Raw genomic sequence first — 18705 nt, 5'->3', positions numbered from 1 at the left:
TGTCATAGGTCGCCGTCATAGACGGCCACTGTCAGCGTTCCGGGGCGCCGCAGGTACTCGGGGATGGACGTCTCCAACCGGACCCTGATCGTTGTCGTCTTCTCACTGCTCGGCCGTTTGCCCAGGTGGAGGAACCCGGCCCCGGACAGCGGGAAGGAGCAGACGCCGGAGTCCTCCAGGCGCCCGTTCACCCACAGCTTCCGGCTGAGCCGCTCGGCGAGGCCGTCCCCGCAGTAGGTGACGATGGCCAGGCCGTGGCCCCTGTTCGGCACGGTGAGCGTCACCTCGCGGGTGCCGGGCCAGGTGGCGCTGCCCTTGGCGACCAGGCTGAGTTCCTTCCCGATCTTCGCGAGCGGCTCGACCGGAGGCGAGGCGGTCCTCATCGTGGCCGGCGGCGTCCACTCGTACACGCCGAACCGCCATTTACCCGGAGGCGTCACCCAAGGGTAGGTCGTGACGGAGAATCTCACCGTCCGAGTCCCGGCGGGGAAGAGCTGCGTGTCGACCGCTTTGCCCCGCTCGCACGAGTTCTTCAGTGACAGCGTGAAGTCCTTGTTCAGGCCCGGCACCCGCACGCTGACCCGTGGTGGCCCCGCTTTGGGATGCGGGCAGTCAGGCAGGATGGCCACCGGCTTGCCGCTCACCTTCACCTGGAATGTCGTCGATTCCTCGCGTGATGGGTCGAAGGCCGCAATGGCGAGCCTGCGGTAGACAGTGCCGTCGGACTCCTCGTACTGGATCGGGAACTTCTCGGTCACTGTCGCGGTGGTCGGCTGATCGACTTGCTCCGGCCCGCGCAGGCTGACGATCGTTCCCACGGTGACGACCGCGACGGCGAAAGTGACAGCGACAGCGACGGCCGACAACCGGCGCCGCCGCGCGCCGCGTGTCCTGGTCCGCAGTGAGTGCCACGGGATCGGGCGGTCGAGCGCAGGGTTGCTGCGCTCATCCAGCAGGTCGCGGAGTTCTCCCTGGTCGATATGCACGGCGCTACCCCCTCCTGTCGTACGCGAATGACTCGTCCACCCGAAGCTTGGCCAGCGCCCTGCTCGCCTGGCTCTTGACCGTCCCGACGCTGCAGCCGAGCGCCGAAGCGGTCTGGACCTCGGTCAGGTCCTCGAAGAACCGCAGCACGACGACGGCCCGTTGCCGGGCGGGCAAGCGGCCGAGCGCCTGCCAGACCAGTTCGCGATCGTCGGCCTGTCCCATGTGGTCGGCCGCCTGCGCCTGGTCGGGCGGCGACTCGCTGGTCAGCTCGGCCCGTCTCCAGCGGCGCCGCCACCAGGAGACGTGCAGGTTCACAATGATCTTGCGGACGTACGCCTCACGCTCGTCGCCCAGGCGCGGCCAGGCCTGCCACGCCTTCAGCAGCGCCGTCTGCACCAGGTCCTCGGCCACACCCCAGTCACGGGCGAGCAGGTAGGCGGTGCGGAGCAGCCGGTGCCATGACGCCTCGACGAACGCGTCGTACTCCGATCCATCCGCCATGTACGGTCCTTTCTCAGGCGACAGTCACCCGTCCTTACGCCGCCGGAAGAACTGAAGGTTGCTCAGGCTCAAGAAGCTGACTTCTTTCACACTTCTGCAGTTGGTGATGTTCTCGGCACCAACTGCTGTCCGCCGGCGCGGGAAACGAGCAGCGGTTGTCCGGGAAGCGATCTTCCAGGCCGCGCCTCTACCGCACCCGGCGCAGGGCGCGGGCTCCCTCCGTGCCAAGCGTGGTTGAGTACGGCCTCCGCTCGCTGTCGGATGTGTGCCTTGCTGGGACGTCCGTTCGTGCCCTTGGGTGTGGGGACCGGCTCGGCGACGTTCCTGAGCATCCGCCGCAGGGTATTCGCGGTGGCCGTTGTCCAGCCGGACCGGCCTGAGGAGGTCCTGCCAGTTCGCCGATCCGTATCCGGTTCCTTCTCCTTGACCTTCACATGGATGTGATGCCTTACCGTCCCGAGCATCGATTCAGCAGGTAAGGAGTAGATCAATGCCAGGTGCCGTGATCATTGGGGCAGGTGTCCGTAGCCTGGTTACGCGGCCACGACACCGGTGGACGCGGGAAGCTCTGCACGCAGGTTCCCCGCGATGACCGGCACCGGGGCTACAGACGTTCTCACCAGGCTCCTCCACGACTGGCAGCAGGCCTTCAACGCACACCGACCGGCCGAGATCGCCGCCTTGTTCAGCCAGGACGCGCTTTTCCAGGGCATCAGTCCGCAGCTGGGACACGGTCCGCAGGAGGTCTTCGACTATTACGCCAGGGTCGTTCGCGGCACGACGGCACAGGTCGAGGTGGTGTCGGGTGGCCGGCTGAGCGAGGAGATCGTGCACGGATTCGCGGAGGTGACCTTCACCGCGCCTACCGGTGACGTCCACCTGATATGCCTGTCCGTCGTGGCCAAAAGGGCGGGCGGCAGCTGGCTCATTCACCAGTACCACGCTTCCACCCGTCACGTGGGCGGAGGTTCGGCGGTCCGGGCAGGTGGGCCGCCTATGTGACGCTGGTGCCGGCGTGGCCGACGAGATCGGCGATGTCGCGATCGGGATGCCCTGGTCACTCATGAGGGAGACGACGGGTCGCTACTCGACCACTCGTCCCGTTGTCTTCTTTCCGTCCATGCGTACGGCCAGGCAGTACACGGTCCGGTAACGCGGCCAGTCCTCCAAGGCCGGCCCAAGCCACGCCATGCCGATCTCATCCGTTTTCGACTTTTTGATGCGCATTATGGGAAGACATCCGTTCTGCGCGAGCCGCGTCATGTCCGCATCCGGATACGGTCCCTGGGGGAGGACGTATGTGGTGGCGAACTCAGCCGAATGCGGCACGTGGCAGGGGACGACGGTCACCAGGTACGTCTGGGGAAGAGGTTCGATGCAGTCGCCGGGTCGTAGATCGGTGGCGTAATACTGTTGCGTGCCGGGAATGGTGCTCTGCTGCAGGGGAGTCTGCGGGGCGGCGGCGGGTTTCGGCTGAGCGGACTCGGATGACGCCACCGGTGCCGGGCTATCTGCGCAGCCGGCGAGCGAGATGGCTAAGCAGCATGCGATCAGTGATGTGCGAACCATGGCACAAGAGTGGCAGTTTCAGATCACCCCGGGGTCCCGGACCGGTTCGGAGATGATCGCCGCTCCAGCCGCCTCAAGGGCCTCGCCGGTCCTTCTGATCGCGAACCTCAGCAGGAGAGCCATATGACATCTGTCGTCCCTGCCCGTGACCGGGAGCGGATGCCGACGCATTCGAACGGCCAGGACTGGCTGGTGTCCTGGCACACTGTCGATGACCCGCAGGAAGGCCGGCCTCACGGGGCCGCCGGCATCTGCGTGACGGCTGCCGATGAGCTGGTCCTGATCAGCCATGACGGCGAGCACTGGGGTTTCCCCGCAGGACGTCCTGAAGGAACGGAGACGATCGAGGAGACCCTGCGCCGGGAAATGCTCGAAGAGGCGTGCGTCACCGTCATCGGTAGCCGCCTGCTTGGTTGTTCGCGCAGCGAATGCGTGCGCGGGCGTGAGCTTGGTCTGGTTCTCGTCCGTTCTTATTGGCGTGCGGAGGTCCGGCTTGAGGAATGGGTGCCGGAGTTCGAGATACAGCACCGGCGGCTGGTTCCGGAGTCCGAGGCGAAGAAACACGTCCGCGATCCCGATCTGGCCGCGACCCGGGTTTCCTTCCGTGCTCTGGACGAGGCGGTGGCAGGTGACGGCCCTCGCCCGTGAGCGCCCCCGACCTGCCGGGCCAGGCCATGGCGTCGGCGTGCGGGGTTGCCTCGATCACCCTGACGTCGGCGTGGACTGGCGGGCGCGGTGGCGGCGTACCGCGTCCCTGTTGGCGCACGGCTGGGAGCAGTAACGCTGCCGGGCGGTGCGTGAGGTGTCCGCGAAGATCATCTCGCAGTCGGCGGCGGCACACCGTCCGAGCCGGTCCATCCCCCGGCTGACGAGGTGCATCGCCGTGCCCACGGAGATCAGCGCGAACAGCACCGCGCCGAGCGGCTGCAGGTCGTCGCGATAGTGCAGGTGCCAGCCGTGAGCGTGGTCGGTCAGCCGGGGATAGGCGGCCGACCGGGCCAGCATCTCGTTGACCAGCTTGGCCTTCTCGCGCTCGTTCGGGGCGTCGACGACGTTCGTCCAGGCGTTGATGACGGCGAGGGTCTGGTCGAGATCCGATGGTTCGACGGGGAGTTCCAGCACCAGCCCGGCCGTGCGGCAGCGGTCGGCGAGTTCGGGTGCGCTCGCCGGCGGGCGGTTCGCCAGTTCCGCGGCGAAGTTCACCACGTCCGCGCCGTAAGGGTTGAGGTGCACAAGCCCATTACATCAGCCTGTACGTCATGACGCGAACAGCGACAGAGCACGACATTCCGGAACTCGTCCGCCTCCGGGCGCTGCTCTTCGACGACCTCGGCGGCGACTTCTTCAACCCCGCGAACGCCGCGGACGACTGGCGTAACGCGCTCGCACGGGTTTTCCAGCAGAAGCTGACCGAACCCGACTGCCGGATCCTGGTCGCGGACGGCGACCTCGGCCTGGCCGCCTGCGGCATCGGCACGATCGAGCAGTGGTTCCCCGGTCCACACTCCCGCAACGGGCGGATCGGCCACGTCATCGGCATGGTCACCGACCCGTCGTACCGGCGGCGTGGGCACGGCCGGTCGATCATGCTCGGTCTGCTCGACTGGTTCCGCGACCGCGACGCCGTACGGGTCGACCTCACCGCCTCCCGCGATGCGGAACCGCTCTACCGGCAGCTCGGCTTCTCCGACCATCCGGATCCCCTGTTGTGCTGGAAGCCGTGAGGACCTCGCGGTACCGCTGGGTCATTCTGGCTGTCGCGACCTTCACCCAGGCCACGGCCGCGTTCTTCGTGCAGGGCATCGGCGCGATGAGCGTCCACCTGCAACGAGACCTGGAGCTGAACACGACCCAACTGGGCCTGCTGCAGTCGGCGGCTCAGTTGCTTCCTCTGGCCGGACTGCTCGTGGCGGGACGACTGCTGGACCGCCACGACGAACGCTGGGTCGTCGGGATCGGCGCTCTTGTGGTCGCCGCCGCGCTGGCCGTCGGCGGTGCGGCCCCGGGATATGTCTCCTTGCTCGTCGCCCTGCTGGTCGTCGGCGCGGGGTACAGCACCATTCAGCCGGGCGGGAGCAAATCGGTGGCGTCCTGGTTCGACGCCTCGCAGCGTGGCTTGGCCATGGGTGTCCGCCAGGCGGGACTTCCGCTCGGCGGCGTCGTCGCCGCCTCTGCGCTTCCCGTACTGGCGACGGCCTTCGGCTGGCGGTCGACGCTCGTGGCGGGTGCGCTCGTCGCCTTGTCGGGTGCCGTCGCCTTCATGGTCTTCTACCGCCGTCCACCGGACCGGCGTCCGATGCCGGACACGTCCCGCGTGCGGCTGGGACTGCTCCGCGAACCGTACATGAAGAAGATCATTTTGTCCGGTACGAGCATGGCGTCGGTGCACAGCGGTGTGGGCGTTCTCACCGTGCTGTACCTGCACGAGGTGACGTCCATGGACTCCGCCTCGGCGGCCCTGGTCTACGTCGCGGTCCAGTGCGCGGGCGCGCTGGGCCGGGTCTGCCTGGCGGCCTGGAGCGACCGTCACGGATCCGGTCGCCACGCCTGGGTCATGACCTGCCTGGCCGCCGTGATCATCGCCATGATGGTGTTGACGACGCCGATCGGCCGGTCTCCCGTCGCGGCCTGCCTGGTCTTCGTCTGGCTCGGCTTCTTCGGAATCGGCTGGTACGGCCCCTGGGTCGCCTACGCCGCCGAATCGGCGCCGCCGGACCGGGCCGGATTCATCCTCGGCCTGGCCATGGTCGTCAGTCAGGTGGCGATCATCCTGGCGCCTCCCGTGCTCGGCCTGCTCACGGACCTGACCGGCAGCTTCGCACCCGCCTGGGCCCTGCTCGCCGCGCTGGCCGCCGCCACCATGACGATGACCGCCCGACTGTGACGCCGCGAGCTGGGCGAGATGATCCTGGTCATGGAGACGTACTGTCCCCTTGGGTGGGTGACGGGGGATCAGACGGCGATCGGGACTTCCTGTCCGGAGTCCTTCGTCGGCGTCCGCGTCCGGGGAAGGACGAGACAGGTGAGGGCCAGTCCGATCAGGCTCAGCACCGCCCCCGCCAGGCCGGTCCACCGTAGAGCGCCGGCGGCGACGATCGCGCCGCCGATGACCGAGCCGACTGCGGCCCCGAGGTTGAAGGCGCCGACGTTGGCGGAGACCGCCAGGTTCGGGGCGGCGCCCGCGTGGTGCAGGATCAGTCCCTGCAGCGGGGCGATGGTCGCGGTGGCGAGCAGGCCGAGTACCAGGACCGCGGCCACGGCGGTGGGCTGCCACACCACGGCGAACGGGACGAGCAGGAGCGTTCCCGCCAGCCCGCCGAAGACCCCGCGTACGGTGGCGCTCATCGACCTGTCGGTCAGCCTTCCGGCGGTGAGGTTGCCGATGAAACTACCGGCGCCGTAGGCGAGCAGCAGACCGGAGACCGCCGCGGGGGAGAAGCCGGAGACGCGGATCAGCAGCGGGGCGATGTAGGTGAACACCGTGGCGACCCCGGAGAAGCCCACCGCGGTGGTGGCGATGGCGAGCATGACCGGCCGGCGCGTCACCACGCGGATCTCGTCACGCAGTCGCGTGGACGGCGCCTCCTGCCGGGGCAGGACGGCGGCCAGAAGCAGGGTGCCCACCAGGGACAGAACGGTCAGCACGGCGAAGGGAGCCCGCCATCCGGCGCCCTCCCCGAGCAGTGCCCCCAGAGGCACCCCGAGCAGCGTGGCCACGGTGAAGCCGGAGGCCACGGTGGCGATGGCCGAGCCCGTCCGCTCCGCCGGGACCACCCGGGTCGCCGTCACCAGTGCCAGAGCCAGGAAGGCGGCGTGGCTGAGCGAGGACACCACGCGTCCCACCAGCAGCAGGCCGAACGACGGGGCCACCGCGCTGATCGCGCTGCCTGCCGCGAACAGCAGCATCAGGCCGATGGCGAGCCCCTTGCGCGGCAGGCGCGAGGTCAGCAGGGCCATGAGCGGTCCTCCGGCCACCACTCCGAGCGCATATGCGGTGACCGCCTGTCCGGCGGTTCCCACGGAGACGTCAAGGTCGGCTCCGACCTGGGGCAGCAACCCGGCGATCAGGTACTCCGACGTGCCCACGACGAAGACGCTTGAGCACAATGCCGCGAGCGTCGCGAACCCCTTGTTCATCTTCATGCGGCAGACGTTAAAGTCTCATATCGGTATGAGAGTCAAGTCGAGGCGGGGTGATGCCCGGCTCGCCGTCAGGGGGCGTCGTGCGCATCGGTGAGCTGTCCCGGCGGACCGGCGTGGCCGTCCACCTGCTGCGTTACTACGGAGAGCAGGGTCTGCTCCACCCGCAGCGGCGGGCCAGCGGCTACCGGGAATACGTCGAAGAGGACGTCGCCGTCGTCCGCCGCATCCGCAGCCTGCTGGCCGCCGGCCTGAACACCTCGACCATCACCACGGTCCTGCCGTGCCTGCGGGACACCGGCGACCGCCTCGTCCCCACCTGCTCGGACCTGCTCGCCGACCTCCACCGGGAGCGCGACCGCATCGCTCAGGCCATCAGCGACCTTCAGACCTCCATGGACGCGCTCGATGACGTCATCGCCGCGGCCCCGGCCGACGTCACCCGCCGGGCCCTGGCCTCACTCAACGCGTGAGAAGTCCCAACACGGATCGGCGGCTCGGCCCACCGACGGCCCGGGGACGGGTCATGGGGTTCGTCTCGGGGAGCGCAACTGTACGACCAAGGCGAGCGACATGACGAGGAGAGCCGCCACCTGAGTGAACCGGAGCGCATCCACGATGGTGACCACCTGAGTCGCTCTGTCCGCCGTTCCCAGGCCGGACAGGGCAGCGAGCGACCCACCGCCGGTCATCGTGGCGGTCAGCACCGCGAACAGCGCGCTGACCGCCACGGTGCCCATGCCGTTGGCGACCGTGTTCACCAGCGACAACAGCGCGGAGCCGGAGGCCAGGTCGGAGCCGTTGAGGTCGCGGCTGGCGCTGGACATCGTCGGCATCATGATCGCGCCGGTGCCCGCTCCCTGGAGGAATCCGAGCACGCCGAGCACCAGGTAGGACGTGTCCGGCCGGAGAACGATCACCTGGAGGAGGCCGGAAGCGATCGCGACGCCGAGCCCGGCGCCGACGACCAGCCGGGGACCGAGCCGTTCCAGGAGCCGGGCGGCGACCTGCAGGCTGACGCCCATGCCGACCGCACCGGGGACCATCAACGCGGCCGTCACCGAGGCGCCGTCCGAACGCAGGATCTGCACGTAGGCGGGCCCCAACAGGGCCGAGCCGAAGTAGGGGGCCGCGTACAGGGCGAGAACTGCGGCGCCCCGGCCGAACGTCGGGTTCCGAAGGAGGGCGATCCGCAACAGCGGTTCAGGATGGGCCAGCGCCCGGGCCGAGAACACCGCGACCAGCACCGCACCGAGGACGGCCGTGGCGATCCGCGTCCAGGCCGGGCCGTCCTGGGCGCTGATGCCGTACGCCACCAGGACGATGCCCGGAACCAGCAGCATCGCTCCGGCCAGGTCAGGCCGGCCAGGATGCCGGTGTGCGGCGTCGGCCGGCAGCCAGGCCATCGTGCCCGCGACGCCCAGCAGCGCCAGCGGCACCGTGACGAAGAACAACGCCCGCCACGACCCGGCGCCCAGGAGCAGCGCGCCCAGTGCCGGGCCCAGGATCGGCCCGATCAGCATCGGCAGGCCGGTGATCGTCATCATCCGGCCACGGCGTTCGGCCGCCACGGCGCCGAACCCGATCGCCATTCCCAAGGGCGCCATCAGGCCGGCGCCGAGGCCCTGCGCCGCTCGTGCGGCGATCAGCCAGCCCAGGTCGCCGGCCAGGCCGGCGACGGCGGAGGCGGCCGCGAAACCGGCCAGCGCCCCCACGTACACGCGGCGGGCTCCCCACCGTCCGGCAAGACCGGCGGCGAGCGGCATCGTCGCGACCATCGCGAGCGTGTACGCGGTGATGATCCACTGGGCGGCGGTCAGCGACGTGTCGAACGTCGCCATCAGTTGCGGCAGCGCCACCGCGACGATCGTGGCGTCCAGCACCGCCATCAACCCGCCGGACGCCAGCACGCTCGCGGCGCGCAGCTCCGGACCTGTCAGCCTGCTCATGCCCGACCGGCCGGATCCGCCGCCCGGAGGGGGGCGCATCGCGCGTGCCCACGTCTGCCGGCCGCTGAGTTCGTCTTGCGTCATGGCATCGACGCTAGAAGTTCGTCCATAGGCGAACACAAGTCGATCGGCGGCCGGCAGCCGTCGCCGCGTCCGCGCCAGGCGGCTCCAGCGGCTGCCGTCAGTCGCTGCCGCGCCCCAGCGGCCCGAACGCGACGTTCTTCTGCTGCCGAAGGATCTTCCCGTCGGTCCCGTACGCCGTCACCGTGACGGGCGGCGAGTCCAGGATCGTGGCCTCCTTTCTCTTGGGGTCCTCAGGGTCGCGCACCAGCTTGCCGATGATCCGTACGATGAAGAACCCGTCGGCGATCCGCGCGGACGTGCGCCGCCCGTCCGCCCAGTCGACCTCGACCCGCCGCACGGCGTCGCTGACCCGCCCGGTGACGACCCGGTACACGTCGTCGTACTGGATCCGCTGCTTGCCGACGGTGTACGGATACGTGTGGTTGGTGTACGCGTCCACCTGGAGATCACCGGAGAACCCGGCCAGGTTCCCGGGCGGCCTGAACCCCCAGTAGGTGAAGACGGCGCGCTCGGCCATGTCCTTCTGTTCGGTCGGCGTGCAGAGCACGAAACCGGCGTCACTGCCCACCAGGGCGGTGACCCCGCCCTTGTCCCGGTACTCCACCAGCACCCGGAAGTCGTTAGTCACCCCGTGCTCGGGGATCCGCAGGTTCCCGTCCATGTCGTGCACGGGTCCGCCCTTGGGCATGCATTCGCGTACCAGCCGCAACTGCTCGGGGGTGTTGTCCGGCAGGGTGGCCACACCGGCCGCGGTGTCCGGGCCGGAGGTGCCCGGGGAGGGCAGAACCACCGCCGCGGCCACTGCGGCGGCCACTGCGGCGGCCACGGTGGCGGCCACGGCCGCCGCCGTGAGTCCGGCGACCGACCACGCCCGGCGCCGGCGCCCGGCGAGAGCCCGCGTGGCGTAGGCCAGCGGGTTCACGGGGGTGGCCTCGTCGGCCATCCGGTGCAACTCTTCGGCGATCCGCCGTTCGTCGATGGTCACTGCAGGCCCTCCAGGATGACGGTCTCGCCGACCAGTTCGCGCAGGCGGGCGACGGCTTGATGGGTCTGGCTGCGTACGGTGCCCACCGAGCAGCCCATGATCTTGGCGACCTCGGACTCCGGGAGGTCTTCGTAGTAGCGCAGCACCAGTACCGCTCGTTTGCGCGCGGGCAGGACCCGTAACGCCTTGGCCAGCGTGATCCGGGTCTCCACCTCGGAGGTGCGGTCGGCCACGCCGTGATCGGGAGGCGCTTCGAGCACGCGTTCGCGGCCCCAGCGCGGGCTGCGCCACCGCCCGACCTGTTCGTGGTACATGACCCGGCGGACGTACGCCTCCGGGTTGTCGCGGATACGCCGCCAGTGGGCGGTTGTCTTGGCCAGGGCCGTCTGCAGCAAGTCCTCGGCGGCGTGCTGGTCGCCGGTCAAGACGTAGGCGAGCCTGATCAAGCTGTCGGATCGGCCGGCGACGAACTCGGTGAAGTCGCGCTGATGGTCAGGGTGCAAGGGCTCTCCTCGTGTCTCGCACCCTAAGACGCAGGAGGGCTGACGGATCTATGGCGCGCGCCAGCCGGCATCGCAGATGTCCCGGAGGCGGCAGTCAGTGGACGCGCCACCTACGAGGCGGGCGCCCGGGAGACGGTTCCGGGCGTGAGGTCAGAGTTTGCCGAGGCCGCGGGCCAGGATGGTGGCGGTCTTCGCGATGGTCCCGTTGTCGGTGGCCAGGCCCGGGGTGCGGTTGGTGTAGACGGCCATGATGATGGGGGCGGCGCCCTTCTCGGGCCAGATGACGGCGATGTCGTTCCCACCGCCGAAGCCGTCGGAGTTGGTGCCGGTCCTGTCGCCGATCGTCCAGGTCTTGGGCAGGCCGGCGCGGATGCGCTCATCGCCGACCTTGTTCGCGAGCAGCCAGGCGACGAGCTGCTCGCGGTCCTCGGCGTGCAGCGCGTTCCCCACCGTGAGCAGGTGCAGGTCGCGGCCGATGGCCGCGGGTGTGGTGGTGTCGCGCTTGTCCTTGGGGGTCCAGTCGTTGAGCTCGGGGTGCCAGCGGTCCATGCGGGAGATCGGGTCCTTCAGCGTGCGGAAGTACCTCGTCAGTCCGGCGGGCCCGTCGATCTGCTTGAGCAGCAGGTTGGACGCGGTGCCGTCGCTCCGGGTGACGGCCGCCTCGCACAACTGGGCGACGGTCAGGCCGTCCTTGATGTGCTTCTCGGTGACCGGCGAGTTGGGCTTCATGTCGGCGGCCGTCCATTTGACGACCTTGCTCATCAGGCCGGGCTCGGCGGTGCGCGCCTTGTTCAGCACGGCCGCGCACAGAGGCGCCTTGAACGTGGACAAGAGGGGAAAACGCTCGCTCGCCCGGTACGCCACGGTCTTGCCGGTGGCCGTGTCGATGGCGTACGCCCCGATACGGCCCTTGAAGGACGCCTCCAGCGCGCGCAGGTCCTTCCTGACCTGGCCCTCTCCCAGAACCGCCGCCGGGGCCATCACCACGGTGGCGGCGGCGGACGCGGTTCCGCCGCCGAGGGTCCCACCGGACACGAGGGCGATCGCCAGGGCGGTCGCGGGCAGAGCGGCAGAGAATCGGCGGGCGTGGAGATGTCGCATGTCGAATCCTTGCTGGTCGTCGATCAGAGAACAGCAGCAAAGCAGGTGTGATCAAGTGATGTCTAATATCGATATCGGAAATAGGCCAATATCAGTTTCTGTATGAGCGCTAGTCGGATGGCGAGTGCCGAATTTGCATCCGCGCAGGCCACATGGCTGACGCCTCGACCGGTTGTTGATTCCCGGGGTGCACGCGATACGACAACCGGGACGCGGCGGCCGGTGGGTCGCCGCGTCCCGGAGTCAGAGGGTGGGAGTGGTCGCCTCCTCGTCGCGCGGGAAGAAGGGGAGTTCGATGTGGACGCGGTCGGCCGCGGCGAGGATCTTCTCCGCGTCGTCGACCGGCGGGTGGATGGCCTGGTTGATCCGTACCTTGATCTCCTTGCCGTCGTCGCCCGAGGCCATCACCCGCCGGTCCCAGCCCCGGGTGAAGACCCCGCCGGCGGCGCCCAGGTCCAGGCAGGTGACGTACGGGCCGGGGGTGAAGTCGCGCGGCGGCACGCCGAGCAGGTCGGCCGCCGCGTTGTACCCGGCGACCTTGCCGAGCGGCGTGGCGTGCTGGCACGCCTGCATGACCGTGTGCTCGGCGTCGAACGCCGCCGCCGCGGTGTCCCCGGCGACGAACACCTCGGGAAGGGCGCGCAGCCACCGATCCACCGGTATCCGGCCGAGGTGGTCGAGCTCGTCGTGGATCTGCCGGGTGAGGTCGCTGGCCCGCATCCCCACCGACCAGACCACCGCGTCCGCCTCGACCTCGGTGCCGTCGGACAGGGCGGCGCACCCGTCGCCGACCTCGGTCACCGTCGTCCCGAGACGGCGTTCGACGCCCAGCTCGTCCAGTGCGGCTTCGATCTCCGTACGCGGGCCCGGGCCGAGCTGGTGCCCGACCACCTGCGACCGGTCCACCAGCAGCACCCGGCCACGGGTGGCCAGCGCGGTCGCGGCCTCCAGACCGGCGAACCCGGCACCGACGACCACGGCCGTGTAGTCCTCCCGGTGGCGCAGATGGTCGGTGAGCCGCCGGGCCCCGTCGAGGGTGTCGATGTCGAAGAGCCGTTCGGCGCCGGGTAGGTCGTGGGGCCGGATGAGCCGGCTGCCGGCCGCCAGCACCAGGCGGTCATAGCCGATCTTCATGCCGTCGGCCACCACTGTGCGGTGGCCGGTGTCGATCTCGGTCACGGAGGCGCGCAGATGGTCGACGCCGATCGGGCCGAGAATCCTGCGCAGCTCCACCTTGGCCAGGTCCGGCTCCGGCTCGTACAGGCGTGGCCGCAGCACCAGGTGCTCGTTCGGCGCGATGAGCGTGATGCGCAGATCCGCGGCTCCGCCCGCCCGGCGGCGTGCCAGCGCCGCGCCCGCCGCGCTCCAGACGCCCGCGAAACCGCCTCCGATGATCACAACGTGGGCCATTGTCCAGTCCTCTCAACCTCCCCTGGGGATCAGGGGTCGGCAGGGAGACCGGACAGCGGGCTCAGATGTGACCGATGTGGGCGAACTTCTCGGGATTGGCCAGTCTCCGCCAGGTCGTGATGCGCCCGTCGGTGATCTCCACGGTGTCGAGCCAGACCAGCTCGCCGCCGCGGTACGTCGCCAGGGCCGGCTGCCCGTTCACCTCGACGACCTGGAACGCGTCCGGACGCCTGATCTCGATCTGCCTGACCGCCAGCAGCGCGATCGCCGCGGCGCCCTGGACCGGTCGGCGCGCGGCGGTCACCTTGCCGCCGCCGTCGGCGACGTAGACGGCCTCGGGGTGCAGCAGCTCGACGAGCCCAGCCAGGTTCCCCACGTCGGCGGCCGCCCTGAACGCCTTGAGCAGGCGTTCGGTCTCGGCCCTGGACGCCTGAGGCAGCTCCTTGACCGCGGCGACCCGCGCCCGCGCGCGGGAGGCGAGCTTGCGGCCGGCGGCGGGGGTGCCGCCTCGGATCCGTGCCCGACCGCCGATTGTAGGGGCGGGTGCATCGGGCCATCGGGTGTGGGGGGCGTCCAGGGGATCGCGGTCGCGCGATGAGGTCCGTGCGGGTGAGGGAGGCGGACGGCTGAGGGAGGCGGACGGCGCCGCACGACACGTGCGACGTCGTCCGTGGCCTCGTGGATCGCGGTGGTGACGCCGCCGGGCGAGCGGCTCAGCGGCGGGACACCTGGCCGCGCCGGTGAGCTACTTCCTCAGCCAGAGCATGTAGAACGGGCTGTCCCAGCGGCACTCGTACTCCTTGTACCCCTTGGTGACGAGCAGGGTGGTCCCGGCCGAGACGCAGTTCTGAAGGGTGCGGTACGCCTGGTAGGGGGCCCAGCTCGTAGCCGTGGCGCCGGCCGGAGCAGCATTGGCGAGGGTGCCGGCGGCGAGGGCTCCGGCCATGGCCAGTGTCACACCGAACCGTGCGGCCTTCTGTCGCATGCATGGTCCTTCCTCGTGGGGCGGCACACGCCGCCGCAGTGATCATTTCCACGGTAGCGCTCATTGATCTTCATTGGTGCGTTTTGTGGATCTTGTCTCTTTTTCCGATGCGCGAAGAAGGGCGCGCCCTTGCGCGGGGCGATCGGCCCTGATCAGCTCCACCAGTCCCGCTCGGGAAGCCTGAGCCACATGTCAGGTCGAAAGGTGAGCGATCGGGCGTCGGCCGGTCGCAGGCCCGCGCCGGCGAAGCAGTACGCCACCGCCCGGTGGTGGTAGAGGTAGGTGGCGAGGATCTCCTCGGCGGGCTCGTCGTCGGAGACGGAGCCCCCGCCGGGATGGGTGTCCCAATCCTCCATGACGCCGTCGCGGCAGACGGCTCCCTGGTTGCCGCTCTTGGGGTTGGCGAACATGCCGTAGCAGACGGAGCCGGCCGACAGGCGCTTCATGACGCCCGGGGTGGACGCGTTGTACCCCTCGGGCTGGAAGACGACGCATCCGCCGGGCACGTCCGTGACGCCGATGATGGCCAGGCTGTTGTCGAAGTCCGCGAACGGGTCTTCCATCAGTTCTTCGACGTCGGCGTCGTCAGCCGGTACGGCCTCCAGTCGCCGGGCCGCCTCGGCGGCGCCGACGCCCGCCACGCAGGCGAGGCTGAAGCCGTCGTCCTCCGGCTCGCCCAGCACCTCGATCAGGTGCCTGGCGTCGGCCACGGCCGCGGCCTCGGTGTCCGACAGGCCGGTCTCGCCGGCGGGGAGGGGGAACAGGTCAGGGGTCGGGGTGGCCAGGCTGAGCCGTCCGGGGGACCAGCCGTTCATCATCGGCCGCCACGGGTCCGCCCCGGCGGCGACCAGGCTGCGGGCGTTGTCGGGACGGTTGTTGAAGACGGCTTCCCAGAGGGCGGTACGGCCCTCCTGCTCGGCATCGACGTCGTCGACGCGCCGGGACAGTTCGGTGACCACCTCGGGCGAGCCCCGTTCGGCGGCGGCGTGCAGCGGCCGTTCGTGGAAGTACACGCCGGAGTTGGGGTCGCCGCCCGCGTCGAGCCGGGAGCGGACCACGCTGATGTTCGTCCAGCTGTCCCGGTCCATGCCGGACCATCCGGTTCTGTCGTCGGCGACCATGACACTCCTTGGGGGGCGTACGGGGTGGGTGATCGCCGATCATGGCGTATGGCCACGACAAATTCGCCGACGCGAAGCCGACGAGGTGCCCGGGCTGTGCTGCTGGACCGGCACGATCGCGTTCTGATGATCCAGCACAGGTACGACGGCGTCATCGTCGTTCCCGGATCCCCGGTCCGGGAGGTGTTCTGGGTGCCCCCGGGCGGAGGGCTGAAGGCGGGCGAGGACTTCCTTCAGGCCGCTCGCAGGGAACTGCTGGAGGAGACCGGGCTGACGGAGGTCGAGTGGGGGCCGTGCCTGTGGATCCTCGACGGGGTCGTCCGCTGGGACGGCGAGCCCGTGCACGTGCAGGAGCGGTACTTCCTCGCGCGGACGCGGGGCGGCGGGGGGACGCCCGTCGGGTGAGCCGCGGGTCCTGCGCGTGTAGAGCGAGCCGACGGGGTCACCGGGCGGAGCGCAGGCCGTCCAGCAGGACGGTGAGGTAGGCGTCGGCGAGGGCCTGCGAAGGCGGCTGGGTGCGCGCGACGGCCAGGGCGGTCCGGCCGATGAGCGTCGTGACGACGGCGGGGTCGAGGTCGGTGCGGATCGCGCCCTCGCGCCGCGCCCCCTCGATCATCTCCTCCACGGCGGCGACCAGGCCGGCCCGCAGGGCGGTGGTGGCCGGCAGATCGAGGCCGTCCAGTTGGTCGTTGACGGCGTGGTGGGCGGTCTGGAAGGCGACCAGCTCGCGGAGGAAGGTGCGCAGGGCCTGGTAGGGCGTGGTCTCGGCGAGCAGGTCGCGGGCGCGCCGGACGACCGGTTCGAGCAGACGGGAGACCGCGGCGTCCAGCAGGGCGTCCTTGCCGCCGAAGGCGCGTACGACGGTCGCGGCCCCCACCCCCGCCTGCTTGGCGATGGCCTCGACCGTGAGGGGCGCGCCGGGCTCGGCCAGCAGCGTCATGGCCGCGTCGAGGGCGAGTCGGCGGTTGCGCACGGCGTCGGCGCGGCGTCTGGGCTCGGCGGGTGTTGACAACTGGAATGTCCATTCCACATAGTTAACTGGAACGCTTATTTCAGTTAACTCTAGCGCGATGGAGTCCCCATGAACGAGCGCGTCCTGATCTCCGGCGCGAGCATCGCCGGGCTCGCCCTGGCCCACTGGCTGACCCGGCACGGCTTCCGGCCCACGATCGTCGAGCGCGCTCCCCGCCTGCGCACCGGCGGCAACGGCGTGGACGTGCGGGGCGACGCCGTCGAGGTGGCCGCGCGGATGGGCATCATGCCGCAGGTGCGCGAGCTGGCCACCGACGTGCACGGCATGAAGTTCGTGGACGCCGGCGACCGGCCCGTGGCGCGCGTCGAGTTCCGCGACCCCGGCTCGGTGGAGATCATGCGCGGCGACCTGGTGGCGCTGCTGGACGAGGCGACCGACGTGGAGATCCTGTTCGGCGACACGATCCGCGGCCTTGAGCAGGACGCCGACGGCGTGCGGGTCACCTTCGAGCACGCGCCCGCCCGCGCCTTCGACCTGGTCGTCGGCGCCGACGGCATGCACTCCCACGTGCGGCGGCTGGTGTTCGGGCCGGAGGAGGAGTTCGTCAGGCACAAGGACCACTACTTCGCCTTCGCCGACGCCGACGCGGCGCTCGGGGAGGACCGCTGGGTCACGATGTTCAACACGCCGGGCCGCATGGCCGGGATCTACCGGTCGGGCAACCACGCCCAGGCCAAGGCGTACTTCATCTTCCGGTCCGCGCCGCTGGACTACGACCACCGGGACATCGTCGAGCACAAACGGCTGGTGAGCCGGACGTTCGGGGACGAGACGTCCTGGCGTACCAGGGAGCTGCTCGACTCGGCCCTAGCCGACCCCGACTTCTACTTCGACGCGCTGGGCCAGGTGCACATGGACTCATGGTCCCAAGGGCGGGTCGTGCTCGTCGGCGACGCCGCCTGGTGCGCGTCCCCGGCTTCGGGGGCGGGCGCGGAGCTGGCGCTGGTGGGGGCGTACCGGCTGGCGGGGGAGCTGGCCGCGGCCGGCGGGGATCACCGGGTCGCCTTCGCCCGGTACGACGCCGTCCATCGCCCGCTGGTCGAGAAGAAGCAGCAGATCGGGCCCAACGTGCGGCTCATGGTGCCCAGAACCGAGGGCGGGCGCTGCGTCCGTGACGCCCTGGTCCGGCTGCCGCTGATGAAGGCCGTCGGCGCGGTGGAGCGCCGCGTCCAGGGCAGGAACGCCCGTCCCCTGCCGGTGTACGGCCCGCGTCGCTGAGCCGTCCGGCGATCAGCGAGGCGCGCTCGCACGGGTGAAGGCCGCCCGGTAGGCGGTGGGCGTGAAGCCGGTCTCGGGCGGCAGCGGGGACGCGATGAACTGGGCCTGCCCGCCGGGGGCCTGTCGACGACGTCCTGACGGAGATGGCCGACGCGGCGAGGACCGCCCGGACGTCGCAGTGACAGTGAGACCCCCGCGGGGTCACTTCGGGCCGGTCAGGCGGCGTTCCCCGGCTGTGGTGAGCACGAAGACCTGCCAGTTGTAGTACGCGTAGTACGCGCGCGGGTCGCGCCGCATCTGCCGGGCGTGCAGGAGCACGGCGTCCACGTACGCCCGCGACCGGTTGTAGGCGTACAACGCGCGCCGGTTGTCGCCGGGGGCGCCGCTGGCGTGCAGGTAGTTGGCCGCGGCCATGACGGCGTCCCGGGGGTTCTGCACGTCGCCGCCCATCCCGTACGCCCGCCAGGTCGCCGGCATGAACTGCATGGGCCCCTGGGCTCCGGCGTGGCTGTCGGCGCGAACCCGGCCGAACTTGCTCTCGACGAGCATCACCGACGCCAGCACCTCCCATTCCACCCCGAAACGGCGCTCGGCCCGCTTGAAGTGGCCGAGCAGCTCGTCGGCGGGGCGGGCCCGCTGGACCTTGAACACGGCGGACGGCTTGATCGGCCGGGTCAGGGCGAGCAGCTCGCGCAGGGCGGTGACGTTGTCCCTGGCCTGGGCGGCGAGCGCGGCGGGCAGGCGGGCGAAGGCGCGGTCGGCCAGGTCGCGGTGGCGGGCGGCGTGGCGGTAGAGGCGCTGCTGGTAGAGGGCCAGGAGCTCGACGTCCCGCGGCGGGGTTCCGTTCGCGGGCCGCCAGCGGTCGATGGCCGCGTTCAGGGCGGTGGCCGTCTCGCGGAGTGCGGTCGCCAGACGGGCGGGGTCGGTGGGGAGCGGCGCGGCGGGGGCCGGCAGCGCCTGACCGGAGGAGGCCCCGGCGCTCGCCGTCGCCGTCGCCGTCGCGGTCGCCGATGCGGGGGCGGGGGCCGCCGGGGCGGGGGGGGGCGCGCGGCCCCGACCACCCCGAGCGCCGGAGGGCCCCCCCACCCCCCCGGAAAAGGCCGGGCGAACTGGGCGGGC

At 70.5% G+C, this 18705-nt stretch carries 22 protein-coding genes; 7 read left to right on the top strand and 15 right to left on the bottom strand.

Annotated elements, in window-relative coordinates; translation table 11 throughout:
- Positions 1–2: 2 nt before the first annotated feature.
- Both ABZ815_RS10515 and ABZ815_RS10510 read right to left on the bottom strand, forming a co-directional pair.
- Positions 3–986 (bottom strand): hypothetical protein, encoded by a 984-nt coding sequence (locus tag ABZ815_RS10515; protein ID WP_357696223.1) that lies wholly within the window; start codon positions 984–986, stop codon positions 3–5.
- A gap of 4 nt (positions 987–990) precedes the next feature.
- Positions 991–1488 (bottom strand): SigE family RNA polymerase sigma factor, encoded by a 498-nt coding sequence (locus tag ABZ815_RS10510; protein ID WP_357696221.1) that lies wholly within the window; start codon positions 1486–1488, stop codon positions 991–993.
- 588 nt (positions 1489–2076) lie between these two features.
- On the opposite strand from ABZ815_RS10510, the gene ABZ815_RS10505 reads away from it, so the two are divergent.
- Positions 2077–2490, top strand: coding sequence for a nuclear transport factor 2 family protein (locus ABZ815_RS10505; protein WP_357696219.1), 414 nt, complete (start codon positions 2077–2079; stop codon positions 2488–2490).
- A gap of 81 nt (positions 2491–2571) precedes the next feature.
- On the opposite strand, the gene ABZ815_RS10500 is transcribed toward ABZ815_RS10505, so the two are convergent.
- On the bottom strand, positions 2572–3057 hold the full coding sequence (locus tag ABZ815_RS10500; RefSeq protein ID WP_357696217.1) for a hypothetical protein: 486 nt from the start codon (positions 3055–3057) through the stop codon (positions 2572–2574).
- 123 nt (positions 3058–3180) lie between these two features.
- Between ABZ815_RS10500 and ABZ815_RS10495 the strand changes: the two genes are divergently transcribed.
- Positions 3181–3705 (top strand): NUDIX hydrolase, encoded by a 525-nt coding sequence (locus ABZ815_RS10495; RefSeq protein ID WP_357696215.1) that lies wholly within the window; start codon positions 3181–3183, stop codon positions 3703–3705.
- A 54-nt stretch (positions 3706–3759) separates the two neighbouring features.
- Here the strand turns inward: ABZ815_RS10495 and ABZ815_RS10490 are convergent, their stop codons facing one another.
- A complete protein-coding gene (locus ABZ815_RS10490; RefSeq protein ID WP_357696213.1) occupies positions 3760–4290 on the bottom strand; it encodes a CGNR zinc finger domain-containing protein in 531 nt (176 codons plus the stop codon).
- A gap of 26 nt (positions 4291–4316) precedes the next feature.
- On the opposite strand from ABZ815_RS10490, the gene ABZ815_RS10485 reads away from it, so the two are divergent.
- Both ABZ815_RS10485 and ABZ815_RS10480 read left to right on the top strand, forming a co-directional pair.
- Positions 4317–4781 carry a GNAT family N-acetyltransferase gene (locus tag ABZ815_RS10485; RefSeq protein ID WP_357696211.1) on the top strand — a complete coding sequence of 155 codons (465 nt, stop codon included), beginning with the start codon at positions 4317–4319 and terminating at the stop codon, positions 4779–4781.
- Complete coding sequence (locus ABZ815_RS10480; RefSeq protein ID WP_357696209.1) at positions 4778–5941, top strand: MFS transporter; 1164 nt, start codon at positions 4778–4780, stop codon at positions 5939–5941. The genes ABZ815_RS10485 and ABZ815_RS10480 overlap by 4 nt, the downstream gene beginning before the upstream one ends.
- Positions 5942–6009: 68 nt before the next feature.
- Here the strand turns inward: ABZ815_RS10480 and ABZ815_RS10475 are convergent, their stop codons facing one another.
- Positions 6010–7200: an MFS transporter gene (locus ABZ815_RS10475; RefSeq protein WP_357696207.1), complete on the bottom strand. Its 1191-nt coding sequence runs from the start codon at positions 7198–7200 to the stop codon at positions 6010–6012.
- A gap of 80 nt (positions 7201–7280) precedes the next feature.
- Between ABZ815_RS10475 and ABZ815_RS10470 the strand changes: the two genes are divergently transcribed.
- Positions 7281–7670, top strand: a complete 390-nt coding sequence (locus ABZ815_RS10470) for a MerR family transcriptional regulator (RefSeq protein WP_357696205.1) — start codon at positions 7281–7283, stop codon at positions 7668–7670.
- Between the two features lie 51 nt (positions 7671–7721).
- Here ABZ815_RS10470 and ABZ815_RS10465 read toward each other — a convergent pair whose 3' ends face one another.
- The 8 genes from ABZ815_RS10465 to ABZ815_RS10430 form a co-directional block, all read right to left on the bottom strand.
- Positions 7722–9230: an MFS transporter gene (locus ABZ815_RS10465; RefSeq protein WP_357696203.1), complete on the bottom strand. Its 1509-nt coding sequence runs from the start codon at positions 9228–9230 to the stop codon at positions 7722–7724.
- 97 nt (positions 9231–9327) lie between these two features.
- The gene (locus tag ABZ815_RS10460) at positions 9328–10215 is read right to left on the bottom strand and encodes a hypothetical protein (RefSeq protein WP_357696201.1); all 888 of its coding nucleotides are present in this window, start codon (positions 10213–10215) and stop codon (positions 9328–9330) included.
- On the bottom strand, positions 10212–10718 hold the full coding sequence (locus tag ABZ815_RS10455; protein ID WP_357696199.1) for a SigE family RNA polymerase sigma factor: 507 nt from the start codon (positions 10716–10718) through the stop codon (positions 10212–10214). The genes ABZ815_RS10460 and ABZ815_RS10455 overlap by 4 nt, the downstream gene beginning before the upstream one ends.
- A gap of 150 nt (positions 10719–10868) precedes the next feature.
- A complete protein-coding gene (gene bla / locus ABZ815_RS10450; RefSeq protein WP_357696197.1) occupies positions 10869–11819 on the bottom strand; it encodes a class A beta-lactamase in 951 nt (316 codons plus the stop codon).
- Between the two features lie 243 nt (positions 11820–12062).
- Complete coding sequence (locus ABZ815_RS10445; RefSeq protein ID WP_357696195.1) at positions 12063–13229, bottom strand: FAD-dependent oxidoreductase; 1167 nt, start codon at positions 13227–13229, stop codon at positions 12063–12065.
- Positions 13230–13290: 61 nt separating this feature from the next.
- Positions 13291–13605, bottom strand: a complete 315-nt coding sequence (locus ABZ815_RS10440) for a hypothetical protein (protein ID WP_357696193.1) — start codon at positions 13603–13605, stop codon at positions 13291–13293.
- Between the two features lie 369 nt (positions 13606–13974).
- Entirely contained in the window at positions 13975–14214 is a 240-nt protein-coding gene (locus ABZ815_RS10435; protein WP_357696191.1) for a hypothetical protein, read from the bottom strand.
- Between the two features lie 152 nt (positions 14215–14366).
- Positions 14367–15335: an ankyrin repeat domain-containing protein gene (locus ABZ815_RS10430; RefSeq protein WP_357696189.1), complete on the bottom strand. Its 969-nt coding sequence runs from the start codon at positions 15333–15335 to the stop codon at positions 14367–14369.
- 48 nt (positions 15336–15383) lie between these two features.
- On the opposite strand from ABZ815_RS10430, the gene ABZ815_RS10425 reads away from it, so the two are divergent.
- On the top strand, positions 15384–15740 hold the full coding sequence (locus tag ABZ815_RS10425) for an NUDIX domain-containing protein (protein ID WP_357696187.1): 357 nt from the start codon (positions 15384–15386) through the stop codon (positions 15738–15740).
- Positions 15741–15777: 37 nt separating this feature from the next.
- Here the strand turns inward: ABZ815_RS10425 and ABZ815_RS10420 are convergent, their stop codons facing one another.
- Positions 15778–16365 carry a helix-turn-helix domain-containing protein gene (locus tag ABZ815_RS10420; protein ID WP_357696185.1) on the bottom strand — a complete coding sequence of 196 codons (588 nt, stop codon included), beginning with the start codon at positions 16363–16365 and terminating at the stop codon, positions 15778–15780.
- 51 nt (positions 16366–16416) lie between these two features.
- Here ABZ815_RS10420 and ABZ815_RS10415 point away from each other — a divergent pair, with 51 nt between their 5' ends.
- Positions 16417–17586: an FAD-dependent monooxygenase gene (locus tag ABZ815_RS10415; RefSeq protein ID WP_357696183.1), complete on the top strand. Its 1170-nt coding sequence runs from the start codon at positions 16417–16419 to the stop codon at positions 17584–17586.
- Positions 17587–17787: 201 nt separating this feature from the next.
- On the opposite strand, the gene ABZ815_RS10410 is transcribed toward ABZ815_RS10415, so the two are convergent.
- Positions 17788–18705: lytic murein transglycosylase (locus tag ABZ815_RS10410; protein WP_357696181.1), on the bottom strand; the 918-nt coding region annotated here is incomplete at its 5' end.

Origin of the sequence: Nonomuraea sp. NPDC047529 (genome assembly GCF_040642995.1) — a bacterium.
GTDB lineage: Bacteria > Actinomycetota > Actinomycetes > Streptosporangiales > Streptosporangiaceae > Nonomuraea.
This window is presented reverse-complemented; position numbering and strand designations above follow the sequence as displayed.